Annotated in this window: 20 protein-coding genes; 9 read left to right on the forward strand and 11 right to left on the reverse strand. The window is 71.4% G+C overall.

The window, feature by feature from the left end:
- Window positions 1-25: 25 nt before the first annotated feature.
- A complete protein-coding gene (locus ABZ404_RS08720; RefSeq protein WP_358831835.1) occupies window positions 26-1,765 on the reverse strand; it encodes a protein kinase in 1,740 nt (579 codons plus the stop codon).
- Window positions 1,766-2,128: 363 nt separating this feature from the next.
- On the opposite strand from ABZ404_RS08720, the gene ABZ404_RS08725 reads away from it, so the two are divergent.
- The gene (locus ABZ404_RS08725) at window positions 2,129-9,805 is read left to right on the forward strand and encodes an SDR family NAD(P)-dependent oxidoreductase (RefSeq protein WP_358831834.1); all 7,677 of its coding nucleotides are present in this window, start codon (window positions 2,129-2,131) and stop codon (window positions 9,803-9,805) included.
- Window positions 9,806-9,897: 92 nt separating this feature from the next.
- Here the strand turns inward: ABZ404_RS08725 and ABZ404_RS08730 are convergent, their stop codons facing one another.
- On the reverse strand, window positions 9,898-12,183 hold the full coding sequence (locus ABZ404_RS08730) for an MMPL family transporter (protein WP_358832241.1): 2,286 nt from the start codon (window positions 12,181-12,183) through the stop codon (window positions 9,898-9,900).
- A 322-nt stretch (window positions 12,184-12,505) separates the two neighbouring features.
- On the opposite strand from ABZ404_RS08730, the gene ABZ404_RS08735 reads away from it, so the two are divergent.
- Window positions 12,506-13,114 carry a hypothetical protein gene (locus tag ABZ404_RS08735; protein ID WP_358832242.1) on the forward strand — a complete coding sequence of 203 codons (609 nt, stop codon included), beginning with the start codon at window positions 12,506-12,508 and terminating at the stop codon, window positions 13,112-13,114.
- A gap of 158 nt (window positions 13,115-13,272) precedes the next feature.
- Entirely contained in the window at window positions 13,273-13,932 is a 660-nt protein-coding gene (locus ABZ404_RS08740; RefSeq protein WP_358832243.1) for a hypothetical protein, read from the forward strand.
- Window positions 13,933-14,050: 118 nt separating this feature from the next.
- Here ABZ404_RS08740 and ABZ404_RS08745 read toward each other — a convergent pair whose 3' ends face one another.
- Complete coding sequence (locus ABZ404_RS08745; protein WP_358832244.1) at window positions 14,051-14,893, reverse strand: alpha/beta hydrolase; 843 nt, start codon at window positions 14,891-14,893, stop codon at window positions 14,051-14,053.
- Window positions 14,890-15,045: a hypothetical protein gene (locus ABZ404_RS08750; RefSeq protein ID WP_358832245.1), complete on the reverse strand. Its 156-nt coding sequence runs from the start codon at window positions 15,043-15,045 to the stop codon at window positions 14,890-14,892. The genes ABZ404_RS08745 and ABZ404_RS08750 overlap by 4 nt, the downstream gene beginning before the upstream one ends.
- Window positions 15,046-15,216: 171 nt before the next feature.
- Here ABZ404_RS08750 and ABZ404_RS08755 point away from each other — a divergent pair, with 171 nt between their 5' ends.
- Window positions 15,217-16,017 (forward strand): 2OG-Fe dioxygenase family protein, encoded by an 801-nt coding sequence (locus ABZ404_RS08755; RefSeq protein WP_358832246.1) that lies wholly within the window; start codon window positions 15,217-15,219, stop codon window positions 16,015-16,017.
- Here the strand turns inward: ABZ404_RS08755 and ABZ404_RS08760 are convergent.
- Entirely contained in the window at window positions 16,004-17,167 is a 1,164-nt protein-coding gene (locus tag ABZ404_RS08760) for a YbdK family carboxylate-amine ligase (RefSeq protein ID WP_358832247.1), read from the reverse strand. The two genes, ABZ404_RS08755 and ABZ404_RS08760, sit on opposite strands and share 14 nt — an antisense overlap.
- Window positions 17,168-17,550: 383 nt before the next feature.
- On the opposite strand from ABZ404_RS08760, the gene ABZ404_RS08765 reads away from it, so the two are divergent.
- The gene (locus ABZ404_RS08765) at window positions 17,551-18,402 is read left to right on the forward strand and encodes a hypothetical protein (protein WP_358832248.1); all 852 of its coding nucleotides are present in this window, start codon (window positions 17,551-17,553) and stop codon (window positions 18,400-18,402) included.
- 14 nt (window positions 18,403-18,416) lie between these two features.
- Here ABZ404_RS08765 and ABZ404_RS08770 read toward each other — a convergent pair whose 3' ends face one another.
- The 5 genes from ABZ404_RS08770 to ABZ404_RS08790 all read right to left on the reverse strand — a co-directional run bounded on the left by ABZ404_RS08770 (window position 18,417) and on the right by ABZ404_RS08790 (window position 22,175).
- Complete coding sequence (locus ABZ404_RS08770; RefSeq protein WP_358832285.1) at window positions 18,417-18,596, reverse strand: BBE domain-containing protein; 180 nt, start codon at window positions 18,594-18,596, stop codon at window positions 18,417-18,419.
- Between the two features lie 42 nt (window positions 18,597-18,638).
- Window positions 18,639-19,316, reverse strand: coding sequence for a DUF5701 family protein (locus tag ABZ404_RS08775; protein WP_358832249.1), 678 nt, complete (start codon window positions 19,314-19,316; stop codon window positions 18,639-18,641).
- A gap of 284 nt (window positions 19,317-19,600) precedes the next feature.
- Window positions 19,601-20,446, reverse strand: coding sequence for an RNA polymerase sigma factor SigF (locus ABZ404_RS08780; protein ID WP_358832250.1), 846 nt, complete (start codon window positions 20,444-20,446; stop codon window positions 19,601-19,603).
- 146 nt (window positions 20,447-20,592) lie between these two features.
- On the reverse strand, window positions 20,593-21,525 hold the full coding sequence (locus ABZ404_RS08785; protein ID WP_358832251.1) for an anti-sigma factor RsbA family regulatory protein: 933 nt from the start codon (window positions 21,523-21,525) through the stop codon (window positions 20,593-20,595).
- Window positions 21,525-22,175, reverse strand: coding sequence for an STAS domain-containing protein (locus ABZ404_RS08790; RefSeq protein ID WP_358832252.1), 651 nt, complete (start codon window positions 22,173-22,175; stop codon window positions 21,525-21,527). Before ABZ404_RS08790 ends, ABZ404_RS08785 begins: the two co-directional genes overlap by 1 nt.
- A 42-nt stretch (window positions 22,176-22,217) precedes the next feature.
- Between ABZ404_RS08790 and ABZ404_RS08795 the strand changes: the two genes are divergently transcribed.
- Window positions 22,218-23,033 carry a restriction endonuclease gene (locus tag ABZ404_RS08795; RefSeq protein WP_358832253.1) on the forward strand — a complete coding sequence of 272 codons (816 nt, stop codon included), beginning with the start codon at window positions 22,218-22,220 and terminating at the stop codon, window positions 23,031-23,033.
- Window positions 23,034-23,136: 103 nt separating this feature from the next.
- Window positions 23,137-23,703 carry a hypothetical protein gene (locus ABZ404_RS08800; RefSeq protein WP_358832254.1) on the forward strand — a complete coding sequence of 189 codons (567 nt, stop codon included), beginning with the start codon at window positions 23,137-23,139 and terminating at the stop codon, window positions 23,701-23,703.
- 4 nt (window positions 23,704-23,707) lie between these two features.
- On the opposite strand, the gene ABZ404_RS08805 is transcribed toward ABZ404_RS08800, so the two are convergent.
- Window positions 23,708-24,385, reverse strand: a complete 678-nt coding sequence (locus ABZ404_RS08805) for a LysE family translocator (protein ID WP_358832255.1) — start codon at window positions 24,383-24,385, stop codon at window positions 23,708-23,710.
- Window positions 24,386-24,597: 212 nt separating this feature from the next.
- On the opposite strand from ABZ404_RS08805, the gene ABZ404_RS08810 reads away from it, so the two are divergent.
- Window positions 24,598-25,023 (forward strand): DUF1622 domain-containing protein, encoded by a 426-nt coding sequence (locus ABZ404_RS08810; protein ID WP_358832256.1) that lies wholly within the window; start codon window positions 24,598-24,600, stop codon window positions 25,021-25,023.
- Complete coding sequence (locus tag ABZ404_RS08815) at window positions 25,020-25,277, forward strand: hypothetical protein (protein WP_358832257.1); 258 nt, start codon at window positions 25,020-25,022, stop codon at window positions 25,275-25,277. The genes ABZ404_RS08810 and ABZ404_RS08815 overlap by 4 nt, the downstream gene beginning before the upstream one ends.
- Window positions 25,278-25,317 lie beyond the last annotated feature (40 nt).

The raw sequence follows: 25,317 nt of genomic DNA on the forward strand, positions 1-25,317 counted from the left end.
CGACGTGTCCTGGTCCCACGCTCACTCAGCAGCGCGCCAGCGTGCCGGCCTTCAGTGTGGATTTGCCGCTGAACAGCCAGCCTTCGGTGGACGTGCCCTGGATTCGGGCGTAGATCCATTTGTTGCCCTGGGCATTGGTGACGTAGCAGTGGTAGTAGACCTTCACCCCTGACTTGACCACGGTCACATAGGAGCACACCGCGTACGGTCCGGTGTAGAGGTGGGTGGTTTGGGACGCGTACCCGTAGCCGTCGCTGCGGTTCGAGTGGGCCCAGCCGGTGCACGTCGTCGACACCGGGACGGGCTCCTTCACCGTCGGGCTGGGCTTGGCCTTCGGTGACGCGGACGGGGCCGCGGGCGACTCGCCGTCCTTGCCGGGTTTCGGCGTGGGAGACGCCGCTCGGTCCCCGCCCTTCTTCGACGCGGTGCTGGACGGCCTCTCTCCGGGGTTGAGGGTCGTCAGGTCTCCCGGGGAGGTCGGGCCGTCGGTCGTACCGGGCAGGCCACCTTCGGCGGGGGTGCTCACCGGGGAATGCGCCGCGTTCGCCTCGCTGCCCCCGGATCCGGCCCGCATGTCCACCAGTGCGTAGGCGGCTCCGCCGCAGACCAGGACGCCGGCGGCCGCCACCGCGGCGACGGTACGGGTGCGGCGGCGCCGCGCGCGGACCACCGCCGTACCGGCCTCGGAGTGGCTGCCGTGTCCGGCGTGCCCTATGTGCGGACCCGGTGTCATGCCTGGCCGCACGCCACCCTGCTGCGGAGAGGCGCCGTAGGCGTCGGCCGGCGGGTAGGCGGCGACGGGCTGCGGGGCGGGAGGCGGGGCCGGCTGGAAGAACGGCGCGGCGGCCGGACCGAATCCCGGTGCGGCCTCGGGCCGCACGGCCTGCCCCGGCCCCGGTCCCGGATTCACCGTCCCGCCCTCGGCGACCGCCTCCAGCATCTCGCGTGCCTGCCCGGCGTCGGGCCGGTGCAGCGGATCCTTCGCCATCAGTGCCCGCAGCACCGGGGTCAGGGGCCCGGCCCGCCGGGGCTCGGGCAGCGGTTCGCCGACGATCGCCGCCAACGTGGACAACACCGACGTACGGCGGAAGGCCGACGAGCCCTCCACCGCGGCGTACAGCGTCATGCCGAGCGCCCAGATGTCCGACGCGGCGCCCGGTTCGCGGCCCTGGGCGCGCTCGGGCGGCAGGTAGTCGAGGGAGCCGACGATCTGGCCGCTCTGGGTCAGCTTGGCCAGGGCTTCGTCGCCGGGGGTATCCATGCTGGCGATGCCGAAGTCGGTGAGCACGACCCGGCCGCCGCGTTCGAGCAGGACGTTGCCGGGCTTGACGTCCCGGTGCAGGACCCCGGCCCGGTGCGCCGCGTCGAGCGCGTCCATCAGCTTGGCGCCGATCGCGGCCGCTTCGCGCGGGTCCAGTGTGCCGCGCTCCGCGAGCACGTCGTCCAGGGACGGCCCGTCGACCAGCTCCATGACGATGACCGGCAGCCCCTGCTCCTCGACCACGTCGTGCACGGTGACCACTCCGCTGTGCCGGATACGGGCGGCGGCCTGCGCCTCCCGCTGCATCCGGACCCGCAGATCGGCCAGCTCCTCCGGGGACGCGTCGGTGTAGGCCCGTACGACCTTGACGGCGACCTCGCGGTTCAGCAGCTGGTCCACTGCCCGGGCGACCACACCCATGCCACCGCGTCCGATCATCTCGGTCACGCGGTATCGCCCGCCCAGGACCACCCCGACCAGCTCCGCGCCGCTCGCCCCCGTCACCCGTCACGCTCCTTCGATGTCGCACTGCCCAAGATCCGCCGCCTGGCAGGGACCAGCGTAGGGGTACACGTACGGGCGGGTTCGGACGGCCCGGCCCTCGGCAACGGGCGATGGCGTCCCCATGGGAGGCGGGCGCCCAACAACCCGTCCCCGGCCCCCCCATCCCGCCATTCGATACACCTGCACCGACGAAACGATTCCTCGCCCCGGCGCTCTGTCTCGCCCGGTCGCCGCGAGCCGAACCGATAACCCCTACGGCCTAGTGACGGTTTGTCCTGGTCCGGTTACAGCCCGTTAGATGGCGTCCCTTACTTGTCTGTCGACGGTCCATCCATCTCCAATTCCGAAGAAAGCTGGCTGTGCATGTGGGACGAGGCGAAGTCAACGGACCGGGCCATCGCGGTAGTCGGGGCGGCGTGCCGACTTCCCGGCGGTATCGGTGACTTGGACCAGTTCTGGGACGCGCTTCGGCAGGGACGCGACCTGGTCGGTGAGGTGCCCGACGACCGGTTCGAGGCAGCCCGGTTCGTCGACACCTCGATGCCGCGCCCCGGCAAGAGCTACACCGCCGCGGGCGGTTTCCTCGACGACGTCACCGGTTTCGACGCCGCTTATTTCGGCATCTCGCCGAAGGAGGCGTCCCGGATGGACCCGCAGCACCGGTTGCTGCTGGAACTGGCCGTCGAGGCGCTGGACGACGCCGGAATCCGACCTGAGCGCCTGTCGGGCACCGACGCGGCCGTGTACGTCGGGGTGTCGGACACCTCCTACGGCGGCCTGCAGATGATGCTGCCGCAGGAGGTCAACGCCTACACCATGTCGGGCGCCGCTTCCTCGATCGCCGCCAATCGCCTGTCCCACTTCTTCGACCTGCGCGGACCGAGCATGGCGGTGGACACCGCCTGTTCCTCGTCGCTGGTGGCGCTGGACCGCGCCTGCCGCACCCTGCTCGACGGCAGCAGCCGCGTGGTGCTCTCCGCGGGAGTGAACGTCCTGCTCAGCCCGTATCACTACGTGGGGTTCTCCCAGGCGGCCATGTTGTCGCCGAGCGGCAGGTGCGCCTCCTTCTCGGCGGCGGCCGACGGGTTCGTACGCGCCGAGGGAGGCGGCCTGGTCGTCCTGAAGAAACTGGCGGACGCCGTCGCGGACGGTGACCGGATCCACGGGGTCATCCTCGCCAGCGCCTCCAACAGCGACGGCAGGACCATGGGCCTGGCACTGCCGAGCGCCGAGGCACAGGAGGACTTGCTGCGCTCGGTGTACGAGCAAGCCGACGTTTCCCCGGACGAACTGGTCTACCTCGAAGCACACGGCACGGGAACCCTGGTCGGTGACCCGCTGGAGTGCCGGGCCATCGGCCGGGCGCTGGGCCGCCGCCGCACCGCCGGGGTCCTGCCGATCGGTTCCGTCAAGACCAACATCGGGCATCTGGAGCCGGCTTCCGGCATCGCCGGTCTGCTCAAGGCCCTGCTCGTACTCCGGCACCGCGTGATCCCGCCGTCCTTGCACGCCTCCCCGCCCAACCCGGACATCGACTTCGCGGAACTGAACCTGGCGACCGCCGACAGCACGGTGTCCCTGGACACGGGCGGCCGTCCTGTCGTGGGCGTCAACTCCTTCGGCTTCGGCGGCTCCAACGCCCACGTCGTCCTCACCTCCGCGCCCACCGCGCCGCCCGCCCCACGCCAGGAACCCGGCAGCCACGGGACCACGGATCACGAGCGGGCACTTCCGGTACTGGTCTCGGCGCGTACCCCGAAGGCGCTGGCCGAGGCAGCCGCGCGGATGGCGGACCGGCTTTCCGGGGCCACCGCGCAGGAGTTCTACGACATCGCCCACACCTCCTGTCTGCGGCGGGGAACGCATCCGCACCGCGCGGTCGTGCTGGCCGGGCCGCAGGTCGCCGCGCAGCGGCTTCGGGCGGTCGCGGGCGCGCAGGCACCCGCCGAGGCGCCCGGGGCGGAGAAGTCCGGCTCAAGTGGCGCGGCCACACAGGACGTGCCGGGCAGCGAGGGGACGGAGCAGTCACCGTTCGTCCCCGCGCCCCGGGATGGGGACGAGGTCCGCTCCGCCCCCGCCACCTTCCAGGCCGTGTCCCGGGGGCGGATCACGTTCGTCTTCGCCGGCAATGGTTCGCAGTGGCCGGGCATGGCGGCCGACCTGCTGGAGCACGATCCCGTCTTCCGCGCCGCCGTCACGCGGGTGGACGCCGTCGTGGCTCCCCTGCTGGGCTGGTCACTGGTCGAGGAGCTGGCGGCGCCGGGTGAGCGGTCGCGGCTCGCGCTGACCGAGGTGGCCCAGCCGCTCCTGTTCGCCGTGCAGGTCGGTCTGGTACGGATGCTGGAGGCGCAGGGCATCACGCCTCACAGCGTGCTCGGCCACAGCGTGGGCGAGGTCGCCGCCGCCCATGTCGCGGGCGCGCTGGACCTGGAGCAGGCCGCACGGGTGATCGTCGGCCGGAGCCGCACCCAGGCGGCTACCGCGGGGACGGGCCGGATGGCGGCCGTGGCGCTGCCCGTGGACGAGGCGGTCAAGGAACTGGCCGCCTGGCCCGGACTGGAAGTGGCGGCGGTCAACAGCGCGCGGGACGTGACCGTGGCGGGCCCGGCAGCAGTTCTCCGGGCGCTGCTGGCCGAGTTGGGGCAGAAGGGGGTCGCCTGCACGGAGCTGGATCTGGACTACGCCTTCCACAGCGCGGCGATGGATCCCATCGACGAGCCCCTGCGCCGGGAGTTGGCCGGGCTGCGGCCCGGGGCGTCCACGGTGACGATGTTCTCCTCCGTGACCGGCGACCGTATCGAGGGCGACCGACTGGACAGCGGCTACTGGTGGCGCAACGTACGCGAACCCGTGCTCTTCGCCGCGGCGGCCGAGAAGGCCCTGGAGGACGGCACCGACATCTTCGTGGAGATCGGCCCGCACCCCGTCCTGCGCTCCTACCTGCACCGCGTCGCCCGCTCCCACACCCGGGAGACGGTCGCGGTGACGCCGACCCTGCGGCGCGGCGCCGGCGGTCCGGAGGCGGTGCACCAGGCGGTGACCACCCTCATGGCGCAGGGTGCCGACCTCGACTGGGGCGTGCACTTCCCGCGCCGGGGACGGGTGGTGGACCTTCCCGCGTACCCGTGGCAGCGCGAGCGCCACTGGAACGGGACCCCGCAGACGTGGTTGCGCACCAGCGGCTCCGGGCGCCTGGACCATCCCCTGCTCGGTGAGCGGCTGCCCTCGCCCGTGCCGACCTGGGAAGGGGCTGTCGAGCCCGCGCTGACGCCGTGGCTGGCCGACCACCGGCTGGCGGGTTCGGTGGTGGTGCCGGCGACGGCGTACGTGGAGATGGCGATGACGGCCGGGCGCCTCATCCTCGACGGCCCGGCGGAGGTCGACTGCCTGGAGATCGCGCGCCCACTGGTCGTTCCGTGGGCGGACGCCGGCAGTGTGCGGGTCCAGTTGTCCGTCACACCGGACGACGGGCTGGTGAGCATCACCAGCACCGAGTCACGGACCGCCGCCCTGCCGCGTGCGCACGTACGGGCCAGGGTGCGGGCCCTGCTCGGCCACGCGCCCGCCGATGTGGATCTCGCCGCCGTCCGGACGCGCTGCCACCGCGTGGTGGACGGCAAGGACCACTACGACGCGGTCGGACGCGCCGGTCTGCAGTACGGGCCCGCCTTCCAGGTGCTGCGCGAACTGCGCGTGGGGGACGGGGAGGTGGTGGCGGCCTACCGGCACGAGGCTCCCGGTGAGGAGTACCAGGCGCACCCGGCCCTGCTGGACGGCGCCCTCCAGGCGGGCGCCCCGCTGATCGGCTCGGCCGTGGAGGAGGGCACGGTCTACCTGCCCGCCGCGATCGGGTCCGCCCGGGTGTGGCGCACCCCCGCCTCCTCGGGGTGGATCCACGTACGGCGGCGGTCCTCCCTGGCGGCCGAGGAGTGCTGGGACATCGTCGTGACCGACGAGGACGGACGCGTCGCGGTCGAGCTGCTGCGCTGCCGCCTCCGTCGCCTGACCGGTGCCCCTCGCACCGCCCTGACGGTGTATCACACCACGATGCGGGCCGCGCCGGACGCGCTGCCATGGTCGGGCGACGGGCCGCCGGTCACGCCCCAGGGGATCGCCTCGGGGGCCGCCGACCGCATCGCCGCCTGCCGCGCCGACTGGCACGACGCCGCATACGAGCGTTTCGAATCCCTCCTCAAGAACGCTGCCGCACACCGGTACGCCGCCGCCTTCGCCGCTCTCCTGCCCGACCGCGGCGTGCCCTTCGGCGTCGACGACCTCGTCGCCGCGGGAATGGACCCCCGGTGCGTGCCGTTCGTCGAGGCGGTCATCCCCGAACTGATTTGCCACGGCCTGGCGCGGGAGGCGGACGGCGGCCGTCTGCGACTGACCCGCTCGACGTTCGATGACAAGGAACTCCTGCGCGCCCTGGTTCTGGACCTGCCCCGGTACTCCACGGAGAACCGGCTCGCCATCAGCCGCACCCGCGACGTCCTGGGCCGCGAGGACGACGCCCGCGCGGAGCTCACCGCGGCCGACGGCAGTCTCACGGACGTCGAGCAGCTCTACGACACCGCCCTCACCTCCCGCTTCCACAACCGGCTCGCACAGGCACTCCTTCGCGAGACGGTACGGACCTGGCCGCAGGACCGGCCCCTGCGGGTGCTGGAGGTAGGGGCGGGCACCGGCGGCACGGCGGCGGCCCTGCTTCCCCTCCTGCCCGCCGAGCGCACCCACTACGTCTACAGCGACGTCTCCCCCGCGTTCCTCGCCCGCGCCCAACGGCGCTTCGCCGCCTATGACTTCCTCACCTACCGCACCTTCGACCTGAACGAGGACCCAGCGGGGCAGGGACTGCCCGAGGCGGGCTTCGACCTCGTGATCGCCGCCAACGCGCTGCACACCGCCACCGATCTCGAAGCCGCGGTGCGACGCGTCGCCACCCTGCTCACGCCCGGCGGTCTGCTGCTCGCCATCGAGAGCCACGACCCGCACGTGCTGGCCCCTTTCTTCGGCACCCTGGAGTCGTTCTGGACCCGTACCGACCACGCGCTGCGCCCCAGCTCACCCCTGCTGGCCGGAGACCAGTGGCCGGAACTGCTCACCAGGTGCGGTTTCACCGACGTCGTACGCACCGGTGACGACGCGGCCGTCTGCCGCGACGACTTCTCCGTGCTGCTGGCAGCGGTCCCCCGGGGCGCCCGCCGGACGCCCGCTTTGCCGACGCCGGCGACGCCACGCCGCAGGATCGTCGCCGCCGAGACGGCCGGGGAACTCCCCCTCGCCACCGCCGTCGCCGACCAGCTGCCACCGGACGCGGACGGCACCCCGGCCTCGGTGCGGCTGGCGGACGACGATGCGGCCGACTGGGCACACCTCCTCGGAGAGGAAGGCACCCAGGTCTGCGTCCTCCTCACTGACGTGTCCGGGGACGATCCGGCCGAGGCCGTGGCCCTCACCACGCGACGCGCGGCGCTCCTGCGGTCCATCGCCCGGGCGGGCGCGGCCTTCACCGGCGGCGCACCGACCTCGCTGACCGTGGTGACCCGGCCCAGCGGCGCCCTGCCTCCGCCGGAGCGGGCCGAGACGACCCATGACGCGGCGGTGTGGGGCATCGCCCGGACCCTCGCCAACGAGGAGCCCCGGCTGTCGGTCCGTACCGTCTCCCTGGACCGTTCGGGCACGACCGCCACCGACGCCTACCGGGTGGCCCGCGAACTGCTGACGGACGACACCGAACCCGAGGTGGTGATCACCGCGGGCGGCGGACGCTTCGTACCCCGGGAGCGGGCACTGCCCGCCGACCACGCCGAGGTGACGGCCGCGGCCCAGGAGCCCTTCACGCTGGAGGTGCGCTCCCCCGGCCTGTCCTACCAGCTGGCATGGGTCGAGAACACCCCTCTCACCCCGGGACCCGGACAGGTCTCCATCGCCGTACGGGCCGCCGCCCTGAACTACCGCGACATGATGCAGGCGGTGGGCCTCCTGCCGGCCGAGGCGATCGAGGGAACGTATACCGAGGTGGGCCTCGGCCTGGAATGCGCCGGGGTCGTCACCGCCGTCGGCCCCGACGTGACCGGTTTCCGGCCGGGCGACCGGGTGTACGGCCTGGCACCGGCGTCCCTGGCCTCCCACACGCTGACCGCCGCCCAGGCCCTCGGCCACATCCCCGACACCATGGGCTTCGCCGAGGCCGCCACCCTGCCCGTCGTCTTCTCCACCGTGCACTACAGCCTCGACCACCTCGCGCGTCTCAGGCCCGGGGAGACGGTCCTGGTCCACGGCGGCGCGGGCGGCATCGGCCTCGGCGTGCTCCAGTACGCCCGTCTGTGCGGTGCCCGCGTGATCGCCACCGCGGGCACGCCCGCCAAGCGGGAACTGCTGCACACCCTCGGGGTCGATCACGTCCTGGACTCCCGCAACCTCGACTTCGCCGTCCAGGTCATGGAGGTCACCGAGGGACGCGGCGTCGACGTGGTGGTCAACTCGCTCGCCGGGGAAGCGATCACCCGCAGCCTGGAACTGCTGCGGCCCGGCGGCAGGTTCATCGAGCTCGGCAAGCGCGACATCTACGAGAACAAGCCCCTGCTGCTACGGCCCTTCCGGAACAACATCAGCTTCTTCGGCGTGGATCTCACCACCCTGGCCTTCGACCCCGACCGAGGAGCGGCCCTCTTCGCGGACGTCATCGAACGCGTCCACAACGGTTCGTACCGTCCACTGCCGCACAGTGTGTACCCCGCGGCACGGGTGGCCGAGGCGTTCCAGCTCATGCAGCATTCCCGGCACGTCGGCAAGGTCGTCGTCGCCCTGGACCCGCTGGACGAGCCGGTACGTGTCGAGCGGCGGACGCAGGCGCCCGCCCTCGATCCGCAGGCCACTTATGTGGTGACCGGAGGCCTGGGCGGATTCGGCGCCGCGACCGCCGGATGGCTGGCGGACCGGGGCGCCCGGCACCTGGCACTGGTGGGCCGGCGCGGCGACGCGTCACCCGAGGCCGAGAAGGTGCTGGCCGGTCTCACCGAACGCGGCGTACAGGCCACCGCGTACGCGGCCGACGTCACCGACGCGGCCGCGATGCGCGAGGTCCTCGCCCGGATCGACGCGGGCGGGCACCCGCTCCGCGGCGTCGTCCACTGTGCGATGCGGTTGGAGGACGACCTGCTGGTCGAACTCTCCGACGAACGGTTCGCCGCCGCGCTGGCCCCGAAGATCGCCGGTGCGATGGTCCTCGACCGTCTGCTGGGCGACCGGGAACTGGACCTGTTCCTGCTGTACTCCTCCGGCACCACCTTCCTGGGCAACATCCGCCAGGCCAACTACGTGGCGGCCAACCTCTGGCTGGAGGCACTGGCCCGGCGTCGGCGGCGGTCAGGCACCGCCGGACAGGCCATCGCCTGGGGCGCCATCGGGGAGACCGGGTACGTCGCCCGCAACGACCTCACCGCGACGCTCGCCTCGGTGGGCATGGAGCCCGTGGCGCTGCGCGAGGCCTTCACCGCCCTGGAACTGCCGGCCGTACGACGTGCCGAGGTGGCGGGCGTGGGGCGCTACAACTGGGCCCGGCTGCGCAGCCTCCTGCCGGCCCTGGCCGCGCCGCGCTGCTCGACGCTGCTTCCCGAGCGCATGGACGAGGCCGACCACACGCGTGAGGAGATCGTGGCGGCACTGGCGGCCATGTCGTCGGCGGACGCCGTACGCGCCGTCGCCGGGACGCTCGCGCATCTGCTGGCCGGTGTGCTGCACATGAACGAGCAGGACCTCGACCACGACCGCCGACTCGACGAGTACGGGCTGGACTCGCTGATGCTCGCCGAGATGCTGGTGTCCCTGCGCACCCGGTTCGACATCGAGATCCCGCCGCTGGAGCTGCTGCGCAGCGGAGGAACCATCACCGACATCTCCCACCTGGTGCTGCTGCGCCTCGGCCTGTCGAGCAGTCCGCAGACACCGGCCGCGAGCGAGGGGCCGGCCGAGAGCGGCACGGTTCCGGCCGCCGGCCCGGTCGCGGACGACGAGGTGGCGGCTTCCTCCCAGGGATAAGCGCGCGTCGGCCGCTCCCGGGGACAGTGCGACGGTCCCCGGGAGCGGCCGTAGTCCTTCCGCCCCTCGGTCTCCCGGGCCGAGGGGCGGAATCAGCCGACGGGGTTGGAAGCCTTTCCGGCCCGGGCGCCCGGCACACTCGCTCCCGTGCGGGTCAGTGACTCCCCGCACCAACGGTCCAGCCCCAGGCGACGGTGGACGGCGGCGAGCGGACGCGGTGCCCACCAGTTGGCGTGCCCGGTCAGCCTCATGAACGCCGGGACGAGCACACCCCGTACCACCGTGGCATCGAGCAGAACGGCCAGCGCGAGACCGCAGCCAATGAGCTTGAGGAGGGTGATGTCCGAGGTCACCAGGGGGAACAGCGCCGCCGCGAAGATGACGGCCGCGATGGTGATCATGCGTCCGGTGCGGGCGAGACCGCCGTACACCGCCGCGTGGTGGTCACCGGTGGCCCGGTACTCCTCCTGGATGCGCGAGATGAGGAAGAGTTCGTAGTCGACCGAGAGCGCGAAGGCGGCGCCGAACACCAGGACCGGCATGGAGGTCTCCAGCTCGCCGGTCACCGTGAAGTCGCCCAGCAGATGCCGCAAATGCCCGTCCTGGAACACGTACACCATGGCGCCGAAGCTGGCGCTCAGGCTCAACGCGCCCATGACGACGGCCTTGACGGGGATCAGTACGGAGCCGGTGAACAGGAACAGCAGCAGCAGGGTGCTGCCGACGACGATGCCCGCGGCCCACGGCAGGGTCCGCAGGACGGCCTCCTTGGTGTCGAGTACGCGCGCGGGGCGGCCCGAGACGTAGTGGCGGCCGGGGGACGGCAGGGCGCGCAGCTCCCGTACCAGGCTCTCGTCCTGGTTCGGGGGTCCGTCGGCGGCTACGGCGAGCCAGGTGGCGCCCTGGGTGATGTACATGAGCGAGTCGGCCGAGGGACCGGAGTCGAGCCGGCCGTCCTTGTACGTGCCCAGGGCCGTGGCGGTGGCGTCCACACCTGGCAGGGCGGAGACCGCGCGCGCGTAGCGGTCCAGTTCCTCTCCCTGGTCGATCACGTCCGCGTCGGGCAGCATCACGCTCAGGGTCCGCGTCCAGGGCAGGGCGAACTCTTCCTCGATCCGGGTGGCGGTGGCGTGGGACTCGGCCCTCGCGGGCAGGACACGCTGGTCGGCGACACCGAAACGTACGTGCGCGAAGGGAACAGCGAGCGTGAGCAGGACGAGCGCGGCGCTGCCGCCCACCAGCACCGGCCGGGTGGTGGCCTGGCGAGCCACCCGCAGCCACAGGGGTGACCGCCGCGCGGTGATCCTGCGCAGGGGAGCGAAAAGATCACCCCGGTCGATACGGGTCCCGATGACGACCAGCAGGGCGGGCAGTACGAGATGGGTGGTGGCAGCGGCGAGGACCACCACGCTGATGCCCGCGAGGGCGAGGGACCGCAGGAAGGCCAGCGGGAACAGGAGGAGTGCGCTGAGACAGACGACGACCGTGGCCGCGGAGTACAGCACGGTACGACCGACCGTGCGCATAGTCGTTTCGACGGCCTCGAAGGGGGTTGCTCCGGCGGCCAGTTCCTCGCGGTAGCGGGTCACGACGAAGAGGCCGTAGTCGACGGCCAGGCCGAGGCCGAGTGCGGTGGTGATGTTGGCCGCGAACGCCGACAGCGGCATGACGTTCATCAATACCCGCAGGACGGCGAAGGTGCCGGCCACCGCGAGGCCGCCGACCGCGGCGGGCAGCAGGGCGGCCGTCAGCGACCCGAACGCGAAGAGCAGGATCAGCAACGCGGCGGGCACTCCGATGAGTTCGGACTTCCACAGCTCCTGGCGGCTGAGCTGAGTGGCCTCTGCCATGACCCAGGCGGGCCCGGTCACGGACACCCGAAGACGTCCGGGCCCGTCGCCTCCGTGGCTTCCCTCGCTTCCCTCGCGCCCTCGGTGCCCGTCGTCGTGCCCGCTGTACTTCGAGGTCAGCCGGGGGACCAGTGCGGCGGCCAGTCGCGCGGCCTCGTCCTCGGACCCGCGCAGATCGACGGTGACCAGCGCGGCCCGCCCGTCCTTGCTGCGGAGCCGGCTGTCCCCCACAGACCAGTACGAGAGGACCTCGCCCACTCCGGGGCGCCGCCCGACCCCCTGGGTGAGATCGCGTCCGGCGCGCGTGACGGCCGGGTCGTCGACGGGCGCGTCCGCCGTCACGTGGAGCACCAGGTCGGGGAGGCCGGCGCCGAAGCGCTGGTGGAGCTGGGCCTCGGTCCGCGTTGCCTCGGTTCCCTCCGCGATATAGCCGCCGTTGGAAAGCCGTACGGGGGCCGCGACCGCGGCAAGCGCCAGCATCAGGCCGATGGCCAGCGCCCCCGAAAGCACCCACCAGGGGTGACGCACGCCCCAGCGCACCCGGTCAGGAGGCGATGGTGCCCCGCTCGCGGAACCTGACGGCGACCGCAGGACGTGAGGCCATCGCATGACGGGTCCTTTCTCTCAACCAGGACAACCCTGGCGAGGCCGACTCGTCATGGTCAAACACCTCTTGATCCATATGAGTGACGAAATAACGCTGCTCATACGGAACGAGCTACGTTGCCATGCGTCGCCACAGCGCCGGACGACCGCACGACGGTCCAGCACAGCACGACGTGGACGTCGCCACGCGATCCGGTACGGAAGCTCCGTCAGGCACGAAACACCAGCAAGGAGAACCCCCTTCATGCGCAGGACTTCTCTCTTCCGCTCCGCCACGGTCGCCACAGCGACCCTCCTCACGCTGCTGACGTTCAGCACCGGGAGCGAGGCCGAGTCGCGGGTGTCCACCGCCGCCGTATCCGGCGTATCCGGGATGCGCTCGCAGAACACGCTCTCCTGCACCCTCACCACGGGTCCGGGTGAGCGCATCTCCTTCTCCCCCGCCGTCTCCAGCACTCCCCGCTCCGTCTCGGCCCGCGGCAGCGCCCAGTTGAACAACTGCACCTCGCCGAACGGACGTCAGAGCCGTATCCGGTCCGGCCAACTGACCCTGAGCGGTACCGGTCGGGCGAGCTGTGCCCGCGCCTCCGGGATCAGGGGCAGCGGCACCATCACCTGGTACTCCGGCCCGTACCGCAGCGGGCGGATCATCGGCCGCTCCACACTGCGCCCCGCGAGCAACGGCTCGCGCGGATACACACCGTTGGACTCCTTCCTCTCCGGCACCATCGTCTCCGGCCTCATGCAGGGCCACCCGTTCAGCGGTGTCGCGGTGCCGACGAACGACGTCCGGCGGTGCTACGGCAGCGGCGTCGGGTATGTGCAGGGCCGCGGCCGCCTCTCCGTCGCCTGACCCCACCGGACGGCCCTGCCCCCGAGCGGCGGGGCAGGGCCGTGGTCACCGGTCTCGTTCTCTGCCGCGCCGGCCGAAAGGCCGGTACGTTGAACGCCACGTTGAATGCCGGTTCTCCGGCCCGGCGCCCCAGGCCCCCCACGCACGGGAGCATCAGCATGAACCGGATCCCCGCAAGGAAATGGCTCGCCCTACCGGCACGCCCGCGCCGGACCCGGCTCCGGTTCGACGGGTGGATCGCGGGCCTGGGCACGACGAGCGGCACCAGGATCGTGCTCGGCCACTGGCAGCGGACGCCGTTCGGGCCGTTCAGCGACGTGATGCTGGAGAACGCCGACGGAGAGCGGCTGCTGCTCGCTCCCACACCCGAGACGGCCGACTTCATCAGCAGCACCTACACCTTCGACGCCGTACGTATCGCCCCTGTCGAGGTGAGCGTCACCGATGACCTCTGGACGGTGGCCGCCCCGCCGCTGGACCTGCGCTTCGTGGTCGGCCGCCGTGGCCCGCTGGGCCTGATGCTCCGCGCCGTTCCGGCACCGTTGGCCCGCCGCCCGGCGTGGAGCGCCCTGACGGACCATCCGGCGCGCGTCCTGCTCGCCGGAGTACGGACCCGGGGAAGCGCGGGAGCGGGGCGCAGGGAGTGGTACGGGGCCCAGGACGTGCGGCATCTGCGCGCGGCCTCGGCGAGCTTGGACGGGACCGACCTCGGCACGATGGCCCCCGTCACGCCGCCGGTGCGCTTCGGCTTCGCCTCGGCCCCTCGACGTCCCGCCCTCACCCGGGTCACCACGACGGTGGCGCTGGGCGGGACGTGACGACCGGCACTGGGCGCCCGCGACCGCGCGCAGTTGGTCGTCATCACGTACGAGACCAGGGGTGACGGCGACTGCCCTCGGGCGGGGCCGCACCGGGTAGAAGCACGAGGACGGACCTCTACCCCAGGGCGAGCATCGCCTCGGCCACGTCACCGACCGCCGCATCGGGGATCGTCGTGGCGGCTTCCTTGAGGACGAGCAGCCGTGCCCCAGGGATCTCGCGCGCGATCGCCTCCCCGTTGCCGACGGGGAAGACCGGGTCACGGCGGCCGTGGACGACGAGCGTGGGCACCCCGATCTCGGGCAGGCGCTCGCGCCAGCGGGGCGCGCAGTCGAGCCTGGAGAACACCATGCGCATCTGGTTGGCCATCTGCACCGGGGGTGCGGTAGCGGGCGTACGGTCCCAGATGCGTGCGGCGACGGCACGCGCGGCCCCGGGGTCGTCGCCCACGAGTTCCGCACCGGCGGCGGCGAACTCCGCAACCGCCTCGCGGTCGCGCCAATCGGGCATCGGCCGCGCGAACAGCCGGCTCATCGTCGCCTGATCGTGGTCGGGGAGGTCGTCGTCGGGCGGGCCGGGGGCAACCGCGCGGGTGCCGACCAGGGTGAGCGCCGAGAACGCGCCCGGATGGTCGAGCGCGGCCACCTGGGCGACCATCCCGCCGACGCCGATCCCCGCGAGGTGCGCGGGCCCCCCGCCGAGCGCGTCAACGAGGGCCGCCGCGTCGGCGGCGAGGTGGCGGAGGGTGTAGGTGGGCGCCTCCGGATGCGCGGTCGTCGACTCGCCGCTGTCGCGCAGGTCGTACCGGACCACACGGCGACCGCCGGCGGCGAGGCGCTCGCACAGCGCGTCGGGCCAGGAGAGCATCGTCGTCCCGCCCGCGAGCAGGACGAGTGGCGCGTCGTCGTCACCGAACGACTCGATGCCCAAAGCGATCCCCTTGACCTCGACCGTGGTCATCGGATCACCGCGAGACGTCGTAGATCGGCCGAGCCGGTGGTGGGGCGGCCGCAGCGGAAGAACGTCGCGGTCGGACCGCTGTCCGGGCCGGGCTCGGGCCCGGACACGTACGCGCCGGGAGAAACCGCGATACCAGCGATGTTTCGCTTCATGCCAGGACAGACCTGATCAGCCGCTGAAACTCATCGCTCCCGCACGCGGCGCGTCGATCCCGACCCAAGGCGGGAAAAGGGGCACGTCCGAACCGTGCGGATGAGGGAAGGCGAGGTGCTTTCGCACTCGCTGCGGATGCTGTAGATCGTTGCAGAGAGCAGCATGAGCACATGGACCATGACCACGGCGTCGCGCAGGCCGACGGGGACGGGGTGGCCCACGGCGACAAGGGCGACAAGGGCAACACGGTCGCCGGCGACCCAACCCCCCTCATCCGGACGGCACGCGAAGCCGTCGCCGGCCGCGGCTGGCACCTGATGCCCCCGGACGCGGCCTCGCCCTGCGTGAACGCCGGCCCCGCCGTGTGGGAGCGGTTCGCCGCGCACTGGGAAGACCTGGTCGTGGATCCGTACGCAGCCCAGGAAGGGACGCGCCGCCTGCGGCGTTACGGGCGGTTCCTGCTCACCCGGACGGGGGAGGTCGCACCGCTGGACCACGAGATGTTCGTGCAGCCCGGGGACAGCAACCCCCTGTATGTGGACGTCGAGCGCCGTTTCGAGCCGCTCACCGAGGCGTTCCGGTCGGAGCCGGTGCTGTACGCGCTGATCCGGTTGCTCGGCGACGTGGCCGGAGGTCTGGACGACACCGCTGAATGGATCGTCAGGGTGCATCCGTTCCGGGTGATCGCCCAGCCTGACACCCTGGGCCGGCCCACCCCTGAAGGCAGGCACAAGGACGGCGTCACCCTGGTGTCCTCGCTGCTGCTCGGCCGCGAGAACGTCACCGGTGGCCGCAGCACGATCTATGACCCGGACGGCCGGGAGATCGCCGCCCACACGCTCAGCGAGCCCGGCACCCTGTTGCTGAGCGACGACCGGGCGACCTGGCACGCCGTCTCGCCCATGCAGCCGCAGGACGCGTCCCGGCCCGGCCGCCGTGACGTCCTGGTGACGACGCTCACCGCCCGCTGACCCCACCCCCGGCGCCCCGCCCACGAGCGGTGGCCACAACCAACCGGTCCACCACCGCCTGCGGCCCGGCCCCGCCCCCCGCCGCCCAGGCGCGCTGCCGGGCCGCTCCGTCACCACGCTCGGCGAGCCGATCGAACAAATCCACGACCGCTTCCAGGTCCCCGGCCTCCTCCAGCGCCGGCCGCACGAAAGTCACCAGCTCCTCTGCCAGGGCAGCCACCGGCCTGGAGCGCCCGCTGAAGGGATCAAAACCCTCCCCACTCCACCCGTCGCGGGCGGCCCGCCAGCACGCGGCCCGCAGTACCTCCCCTGCCCACGCGGGTCCCGGGTCGCCGCCCTGCGCCCGGGCAGCGGCGGTGACCGTCAGGGCGCGCAGGAGAACAGCGACCGCGACGGTGTCGTCGAGGTCGTGCAGTACGTCCATCGCCCGGATCTCCAAGGTCGGGAGCCTCGGGTTGGGCCGCAGGTCCCAGAACGGTGTATCCGCGTCCAGCATGGCCTCGGTGTCCGCGATCACCACGGCGAGCCGCTCGTGCTCCCGCAACGACGCCGCATAGGGCGGCGGGCCCAGGCAGGGGAACCGGCTGCGGATGACCGTCCGCCAACTGGCGTAGCCGGTGTCACGGCCGCGGTCGAACGGCGAGTTGGCGCTGAGCGCGATGAGCAGCGGCAGCCAGGGCCGCAGGTGGTTGCTCGTCAAAACCGCCAGCTCACGGTCGGACAGGTGAACGTGGACGTGGAGGGCGCTGATGGCGAAGTCGTCCATCATGCTGCGGTACTGCGCCCGTCCCGCCAGGTAGCGCGGATGGTCGGCCACCAGCACCGGGCCGGCCTCCTGCATCACCGCCGTACCCGAGGCGCACAGTTCCGCACCCTCGGCGCGTGCCGCCGCGACCAGCGCTCCGCGTACCCGTTGCAGCTCCTCGCGTAGCTGACCTGCGGACAGGCACGGCGACGTGCGCCCTTCGACCTGGCACAGGGCGAACTCCTTCGTCACCAGATCGCCCACATCTCCGGCGGCACGCTCGGCCACCGCCGGACCGGCCGGGACGAGGAAACGGGTGTGGGGGTCGACGAGGAAGAACTCCTCCTCCACCCCGATGGTCGGTACGGTGGCGGACAGACCGGAGGGCGGCGACGATGTGTTCACGCGGTCCAGCATCGCGACAGCACGGCTCCGCCGCGAGGTCCGGCACGCGCGGACCGCCAGACAGACGGAGCCGTTCGGGTCAACCGACTGTTCGGGGCCGACCGCCCCTACCGCTGAGCCTGGGCGTCCGCACGGCGTTCGAGGAGGCGCGTCCTCGCGCTCGCTGGGGTGAGGGACCGCGGAAACGATCACCCGCCTTCGTACGAGGGACCAGCTTCCCCCGGAAGCCCGCAGCTCCGGCGACACGACCGAGGCAAGCGCTGCCCCGAGCGTCTTGCTCCGGGCGAGGGGCGGTCGCGCGTCGCGGCTCCGGCAGGCGGGCCATGGAGTCCATGATGCGGTTGTACGTTTTCGACGCTCCGGGAGCCATGGAGGCCGTGATCATGCTCGTCCGAACGCTGGCGGCGGCCGCGCTGCTCGTCACTTCCCTGGGAGCCACTCCCGCGGCACCGCACTCCTCGGCAGCTCGTGTCCTCTCCACGGTGACGACGGATGGCACCCAACGCTGCTTTCCCGCGCGGGTGGTCACGGGGAAGGGATCGCAGACGGCGAGTGTCAGCACGTGCGTGTCGCTCGATCACGTGTTCATGACGGTGACAGCCCCGGCGGAGTGCGGTCGTACGAAGGCCGACCACGCCGCCTGCGACACTTCGGGATCGTGGCGGATGTCGCGCGACGGCCGTCGGATCGCCGGCGGTGAACTCGGGCGACGCGTCCAGTATCCGGGGCCCGGCACCTACGACATCGTCACCACCCTGCGGCTGACATCGGTCCCCCGCGGCATCGACTTCCGGGCGGTCCACACCACCAAGGCCACCTTGAGCTGGCCGTCCCCGAAGCCGACACACCGTATTGACGTGTCGCCCCGTACGGTGAGGGCCGGCCGCACCACCACCGTGACGTACACGGTCACCCGTCTGGGAGCGGCCGGGGACAGCAACGCGCGGCTGGGACTGATCGGCAAGGCGGCCGACGGCGTGCGCCTCACATCCGCCGACCGGCAGTGCGGCAACCCCCTCAGCGGCGCATACCCGACCACCCACCGGCAGGCACACGTTCTGGACTGCGCGCTCGTCGACATCCAGCCGGGCCGCCCGAACAGCGTCAAGGTCGACGTCCGCATCGGGCGGTCGTGTTCCTCCGTGGTCTCCAAGATGGGTTACTGGCTGCCCAACGGCCAGGACACCTATACCGGCAACATGATGATGGGGCCGACGCTCACCTGCGTACCGTAAGGCGCCGCGGAACGCTACCGGGGCCCGGTCGGACGGATGGACTGTCGGTGGCGGAAGGCGTTGCGGGGATCCCGGTGGGTCTTGGTGCGTTGCAACCGTCCGTAGTTGTCGTGGCGGTAGAGGCGGTGCCAGGGTCGGCCGTTGGCCAGCGGGTTGAACGCCGGGGCGCTCAGATCGGCGTCGCGGGAGTCGATGTAGCAGCCGTCCGCCTTGCGACGATGCGACGATGCGACGAGCTAGCCTCTGCGGCCCGTCGCGGAGGCGAAGCCCAGCCAGGTGTGGCGGTTGCCCCACCAGCACCAGCCGACCTTCGCAGCGTTGCGTCGCTCGCGCCCGTCGCGCCCGGTGCCGTTGCTGATCCAGATCGCGGGGGTGCGGGCGTCCAGGGCGCCGTTTGCCTTACGGAGGCGGGACCCGATGGTCATGAAGCACCGGTTGCGTTCAAGGACTTCCGGCTGCTGGAGAACCCAGTGGATGCCCTCGGTGAGCAGCAACGGAGTGCGGTTCTCCTCGGTGAGGGCGGGCAGCGCCTCCTCCGGGCTCCAGTTGGCCAGGTGGTCACCGCGGTCGACACCGGTGATCAGGTAGAGGGGAGCGTCGGGCAACTCGACGGTGGTGGGCGCGAATTGGTCGACGTCCGGCATGTCGGTGACGACGAAGCCGGGCTTGCCCTCACGACGCAGCAGCGGTGCAAGGGCCGAGGCGGGGGCGAGGTCCGGGTGGACGGCCAGCAGGGCGTGGGCATGAGCACGGCTGTCTGTGCGATCAGCGTCCTGGACGAAGGCGCGCAGGGAGTCGGCGGGCATCCCCGCGAGCTGATGCACTCCGAGGTCGATCAGGTGCTCGGCCTGGGTGGCGAGCGGCGGCAGAGTAGGCAGAGAGGACACGGCGGCGATGGACGAGCTCTCGGGCAAGGCACTCCTTCGATTTCACGGCGGGCGCAGCAGACCAAGGATCAGACCAAGGATCCAACGAAGCAGCCCCCCGCAGAATTCCCGGCGCCCGCCACGTCTTGCAGCGGACCGGGTTCCCGGGACGTGACACCTCGTACCACGGCGCCTCACGCGCGTTGAGTGCCCGCGCTGTTGAGCTGACCGATGCCTGGCATGGAGACCTGGCTGACTCCGCCCATTCCTACGCCGGCGGAGTCCAGCAAGTAATAGTCAGTAGTCAGGAATTCCGCGCCACGCCCTTGCGCTCAACGGGAGGTGAGCATTCCGTCGCGCAGACGGGCGAGCGTGCGGGACAGGAGCCGGGAGACGTGCATCTGGGACACGCCCAGACGCTCGCCGATCTGGGCCTGGGTGAGCTCCTCCACGAACCGCATGTGAATGATCTGCCGGTCCCGCTCGCCGAGTTCGGCGAGCAGCGGGGCGAGGGTGTGGAAGTCCTCCACCAGTTCCAGCGCCTGGTCCTCGGCACCGATGAAGTCCTGGAGGGCGCTCTCGCCGTCCTCGCTCCCGCCGATCGCGGCGTCCAGAGAAGCGGAGTTGTAGCCGTTGGCGGCCAGACGGGCCTCCCGCACCTCTTCCTCGGGCAGGCTCATCAGCTCCGACAGTTCCTGGACCGTGGGCGTACGACCCAGACGGCTGCGCAGCTCCTCGGTGGCGCGGGCGAGCTGGACGCGCGCTTCCTGGAGCCGGCGCGGCACGTGTACGGCCCAGGACGTGTCGCGGAAGAACCGCTTGATCTCCCCCACGATGTAGGGGATCGCGAAGGACGTGAACTCCACCTCGCGCGTCAGCTCGAAGCGGTCGATCGCCTTGATCAGGCCGATCATGCCGACCTGGACGATGTCCTCCATCTCCTCCGCGCCGCGGCTGCGGAACCGGCCGGCCGCGTAACGGACGAGGGACATGTTCAACTCGATCAGGGTGTTGCGGGCGTAGCTGTACTCGGGCGTGCCCTCTTCCATGACCGCGAGCTGATCGAAGAACAGTCTGGAAAGCTCGCGCGCGTCCTTGGGCGCCACCCGGGAGGGTTCGGCGATCTCCGGCAGCTCGCTCGTCCGCGTGTCTGCTGTCGGAATGCTCATAAGCGCCATACTGTCCCTCCCATAGGTTGAGCCAACCGCCCCTACTGGCTGCGCAAACGGCCGACGCCGCAGCGTTTACCCCTTCATCCCGCGCTCACACCCATGTCGCAGAGGCCCGTGGCCGCCGCCCGCAACCAGAGCGTCTTCCTGCTCGGTCAGCCCGGGAGGTAGCAGCGAATGGTGGTCCCGTCGGGACCGGTGTGGACGCGGACGAGGTCGGCGAGTTGGTGGACGAGCAGGAGTCCACGACCGCCGGGCTGGGTGGGGTGCGGCGGGCGGCGGCCGGCCAGGGGGTCGGTCAGCTGTCCGCCGTCGTGGACCTCGCAGACGATCCTGCCGTCCTCGGCCCACATCCGCAGTATCCCCGAACCGGCGCCGTGGACGACGCTGTTGGTGGTCAGTTCCGCCACCGCGAGTTCCAGATCTCCCAGCCGCACGCCGGACACGCCCATGGACCGGGCCTGGGACACCGCGAAGTCCCGGGTGTTGGGCAGGCTTTCGGCGCCGAAAGAGCAGGCCGCGGCGGCCGCCGGGAAGACCAGGGGCTCGTTGTAGCGGGCGATGATCTGCTCGGGGCTGTAGGCGGTGGAGGCCGTCTCGCCGTCCGCGTCGATGACGACCGGGTGGGTCGCCAGAGCGTCACTGAGGACCTGCTTCTCCAGCTGGTCGGCGTCGTAGGGGCACAGGATGGTGACCGCGCGCCCCGTGAAAGCGGCGTTGATCAACGCCTCGTGTTGGACACACGCCGGATATTCGACGGAGGAACGGCCCTGCCAGATCGGCTCCCCGATGATGCGGATCCGCGAGGCGTCCGTATGGGCGTCGGCGAACCTGCGCAGCACGCTGGGGATGATCCGGCCGGGGTTGCGGCCGGCCTCGGTCATGTCGATGAAGCGGACGGCAGCCGCCCGCTCACCCAGACCCTCACGGATCAGCTCCAGCCGGTCCGGCGGAGCGGCGACGGCGGCGGGCTCGCCGGCGTCCAGTGCTTCCCGCAGGAAGGGGACCGTACCCGCGACGTACTGGTCCGCCCCGCGGTAGAAGAGCGCCGGGTGGACAAAAGGCTCGTGGGTGGTAGCTGTGCTCACTACGCAGCCACCTCGATCGCGTCAAGCTCGGGCCAGAAAAGCTCAAGGATGCGCGGCAACTGCGGCGGCGGTTGGTGCAGCACCATCCGCTGCCCCTCAGGGAGGTGCTGAGCGGTAACCGCCAAGTCCGTCACTCCGGCCACATCCACGAAATTCACTCGGGAGAGATCCACATGCAGCACATCAGTGCGCTGTTCGACCAGTTCCCTCAGCGCATGTTGCCAAACGGTCCGTGTGTTCATACTAATCTCCCCGATCGCCCTCAGTCCGGAACTGTCAGGCAACGGATTGATTCGCAGTACCGCGCCACGTGGCGGCGCGACGGAGGACCCGCCTGCGCCCGGTGGGACATCCACGCCCTGCCCCCCTCGTTCCCCGCACTCGGCCACACGGCGGCCCCTTTTCATCACCTTGCACGATACCCCGGCCAGGAACCCGCGGACGCCCGGTCCCACCAGGCAAAGGAACACGGCCTGCGGTCCCCTCCGCTCCAGGTGGCCGCCGGCGTTCCTCGCACCCCTGCGCGAGCTCCCGGTCGCCGGGGCATTCTGCCCGCGACACCACTCCCCCGCGTACCGGGTCCGGGCCTCGCCGCGAGCGGGCCGTCTCGCCGCGTTGGGAGCCCGGGAAGCGGGGCAGACGGGGGCCATGGATGATCATGAAATAGCCGCGCACGGGGGAGCCAGGCACATATGACCGCGCCACTGGACCGACAGGCAACGACGAGCAGGCGGGCCTTCAGCCTCCGCCAGACCGTGCTGGCCTTCGCGCTGCTCGCCCTCCTTCTGTGGGGGGCCGCGCTGACGGCCAAGACCCTCGCCCAGGCGGCCGGCGGCGGGCCTCCGGGCGCAGGCGTGGCCATGGTCGTCTGTGCGTCCGTGGCCCTGTTCGGGATGCGCCGGTCCCGCCGCCGACGCCTGACGGACCGCCTTGTCGACGCGGCCGACGCGATCAGCCAGGAGTTCGCGGAGACCCCTCAGCCGGCAGGTCCCGCAGGTCCGACAGATCTGATGGTTCCGACAGGTCCCACAGGTCCGCAGACGGATCCGGAGATCACTGCCCCGTACACGTACGAGGCGGACACGCTGCCCGCCGAGACCGTGGCCTTCACCGCGGAGGAGTACGGCGCGATGGACGCGGACACCTTCGAGCAGGCGATAGCCGCCCTGTGCGAGCGCGACGGCTGCACGGACGTGCAGGTCGTCGGCGGTGCGGGCGACCTGGGAGCGGACGTGCTGGCGACCGCCCCCGACGGCCGCACGGTGGTCATCCAGTGCAAGCGGTACGGGCCCGTGAACAAGGTCGGGTCGCAGGAACTCCAGCGCTTCGGCGGCACCTGCTTCGCCGTCCACGAAGCCCAGGTCGCCGCGGTCGTCACCACGGGTGAGTTCACACAGCCCGCCGTCGAGTACGCCGAGCAGTGCGCGATCCTCTGCGTGGACCACACGCGCCTCGCCGCCTGGACCGACGGCACCGGCCCGGCACCCTGGAACGAGGTCGCGCCATGAGCGCCACGGGGAAACCTCGCGTCGACGGCTCCGGGAACCGTTTCCCAGGATCCTGCGTGACGACGTGATGGGTAGTCGGCTAATGGAATGAGGGAGGGCTCGGATGAGAGCGCGAACGATGGTGAGCGTGGCGGTATCGGCGTGCGTGGCGGTGCTGGCGTGCGCGTGCGGCCCTGAGAAGACGAAGGAGGACGGGGACGCGAAGCCTTCGCAGCCGTCCGCGTCCACGCGGACTGCAAAGCCGGCGGTCACGCCGTCCGCGTCCGCTCGTACCGAGAAGCCCTCCCCCTCCCCGACCGGGAAGCAGCCCGCGCCCAAGACGAAGGAGCGGGCGATCCAGCGGTACGAGTCGTACCTCCACGCCCTGGGCCGCGAGGACATCCACACCGTCTGCGAAGTGGCCGGGCCCGGCGCGAAGAAGGCGGAGGAGAAGGGATTCGGACCGTGTACGTCGACGTTCGTCGCCGTGTTCCAGATGATCTCCCCCGCGCAGAAGAAGGCCCTGCGAACAGCGACGGTCGACCCGCAGCGCGTGACCGTACGTACGCTCGACCGGATCGTGATGCCGCTCGAAGCGGTCAGGTCCTCGGCCACCTTCTCCGAGAGCGACCTCGGCAGCTACACCCTGGAGTACCTCAAGAACGACTACTACATCATCGACGGATCGTGACGCTTCAGGACGCCGCGGCGACACCGACGCCGATGGCGATGAACAGCCAGCCCGTCGTCAGCTCCCACCGGTGGCGGATCCTCGGGCGGGCCAGGAGCACGCGGAGCCGTGCGGCGACGGCGACGAGGGCGAACCAGTAGGCGACGCCGATCAGGATGTCCAGGGTACCGAGGAGGAAGATCTGCCGTGCGGCGGAGCCTTCCCCGTGGACGAACTGGGGCAGGATGCTGAGGAAGAACAGCGCCGCCTTGGGGTTGAGCACATTGGTGAAGAAGCCCTGGGTGAAGCCGGAACGCCACGGGCCCCGGGCCGGTCCGTTCTCCGCCGACTCCCCCGATGCGGCCATGTCCTTGGGGCCGCCGTTCGCGTCGCGCCTCGCACACCGCCGGGCGCGGGTGGCGCGCCTGGCGGCCAGGACCGCCCGGATCCCCAGGTGGACGAGGTAGGCGGCGCCCAGCAGCTTGATGGCGTCGTAGACCATCGGGGAGCGGGCGGCGATCAGCGACAGCCCGGCAGCGGCGGCGATCATGTGGATGCACAGCCCGGCCTGGGCGCCCAACGCGGCGGCCCGCCCCTTGCCGGGAGACTCGGTGGCTGATCTGACCACCACGAGGAAGTCGGGGCCCGGGACGACGTAGGCCACCAGTACGACGCCGAGGAAGCCGACGAGGTCGACCGGCATCCGCTCTCCCTTTCGTTGGCCCTGGGACCTGCTCGCCTACCCCCGAAAGCGCTCCTCAAGAGAGCGGCCCCGGAGGGAGCATGCGCGCCTGGGCGGCGCACCAGAACCGGGTGACAATGACATGGATGGGCTCCCACCCGATCCGGCACGTTCCTTCCCGCGCTGGGGGTGGCGAACACGAAGCGGCGCCCCCATGAGCCCACAATGCCCCCATGAACGCGGATCTCCTGCCGGAATCAACGCTGCGTGATGTCGTCGATCTGACCGTGCGGCTTGTCGAGTTCGCCGGTGCTCTGATCATCTTCGCGGGTGCGGCCTGGGCGTTCGTCCAGTTCATCGGCTACGGCGCGGGCAGGCTGCGCGACTGGAAGGCGTCCTCGGGCACCGCCTTCGGCTTCAACCGGATCCGGCTGACCCTGGGCCGTTTCCTGGCGCTCGGCCTTGAGTTCCAGCTCGCCGGGGACATCCTGCGCACAGCCATCGCCCCCTCCTTCACGGAGATCGGGCAACTGGCCGCGATCGCCGCGATCCGGACCGTACTGAACTACGTCCTCGGCAGGGAGATCGAGCAGGAGCGGCGGGAGATCGACCGGCTCTCCCCTCAGCACGGTGCCCCGGCTCCGGGACCCGCCTCGTGACCGGGTTGATGGCGCAGGCCGCCGTCCTGATCACGACGTTCGGTCTGATCAGCGCCGTATGCGTCGGCCTTCGGATCCGCCGGGTGCAGCCCGGCGTGGCGGTACTGACGGACTTCCTCGTCGCCGCCGGCCTCATCCGCCTCGCGGGCCGGCCGTCCTGGACGTCCCTCGCGACCGCCTCGGCCGTCATCGGCGTACGCCTGCTCATCAACTCCGGTCTGAAAGCGCGGCCGAAGCGACAACGCTCGACCTGAGCCCCCCTTCAGAAGGTAAAGGCTTAACTCAAGCCGAAAG

Origin of the sequence: Streptomyces sp. NPDC005878 (assembly GCF_040629815.1) — a bacterium.
GTDB lineage: Bacteria > Actinomycetota > Actinomycetes > Streptomycetales > Streptomycetaceae > Streptomyces.

Coding starts and splice junctions, on each gene's coding strand:
- ABZ404_RS08750 (WP_358832245.1), bottom strand. CDS start 15,045: ATGAAGCGAAACATCGCTGGTATCGCGGTTTCTCCCGGCGCGTACGTG.
- ABZ404_RS08780 (WP_358832250.1), bottom strand. CDS start 20,446: ATGGCGCTTATGAGCATTCCGACAGCAGACACGCGGACGAGCGAGCTG.
- ABZ404_RS08795 (WP_358832253.1), top strand. CDS start 22,218: ATGACCGCGCCACTGGACCGACAGGCAACGACGAGCAGGCGGGCCTTC.
- ABZ404_RS08755 (WP_358832246.1), top strand. CDS start 15,217: ATGGACCATGACCACGGCGTCGCGCAGGCCGACGGGGACGGGGTGGCC.
- ABZ404_RS08800 (WP_358832254.1), top strand. CDS start 23,137: ATGAGAGCGCGAACGATGGTGAGCGTGGCGGTATCGGCGTGCGTGGCG.
- ABZ404_RS08790 (WP_358832252.1), bottom strand. CDS start 22,175: ATGGCCCCCGTCTGCCCCGCTTCCCGGGCTCCCAACGCGGCGAGACGG.
- ABZ404_RS08740 (WP_358832243.1), top strand. CDS start 13,273: ATGAACCGGATCCCCGCAAGGAAATGGCTCGCCCTACCGGCACGCCCG.
- ABZ404_RS08735 (WP_358832242.1), top strand. CDS start 12,506: ATGCGCAGGACTTCTCTCTTCCGCTCCGCCACGGTCGCCACAGCGACC.
- ABZ404_RS08810 (WP_358832256.1), top strand. CDS start 24,598: ATGAACGCGGATCTCCTGCCGGAATCAACGCTGCGTGATGTCGTCGAT.
- ABZ404_RS08765 (WP_358832248.1), top strand. CDS start 17,551: ATGCTCGTCCGAACGCTGGCGGCGGCCGCGCTGCTCGTCACTTCCCTG.
- ABZ404_RS08725 (WP_358831834.1), top strand. CDS start 2,129: ATGTGGGACGAGGCGAAGTCAACGGACCGGGCCATCGCGGTAGTCGGG.
- ABZ404_RS08805 (WP_358832255.1), bottom strand. CDS start 24,385: ATGCCGGTCGACCTCGTCGGCTTCCTCGGCGTCGTACTGGTGGCCTAC.
- ABZ404_RS08745 (WP_358832244.1), bottom strand. CDS start 14,893: ATGACCACGGTCGAGGTCAAGGGGATCGCTTTGGGCATCGAGTCGTTC.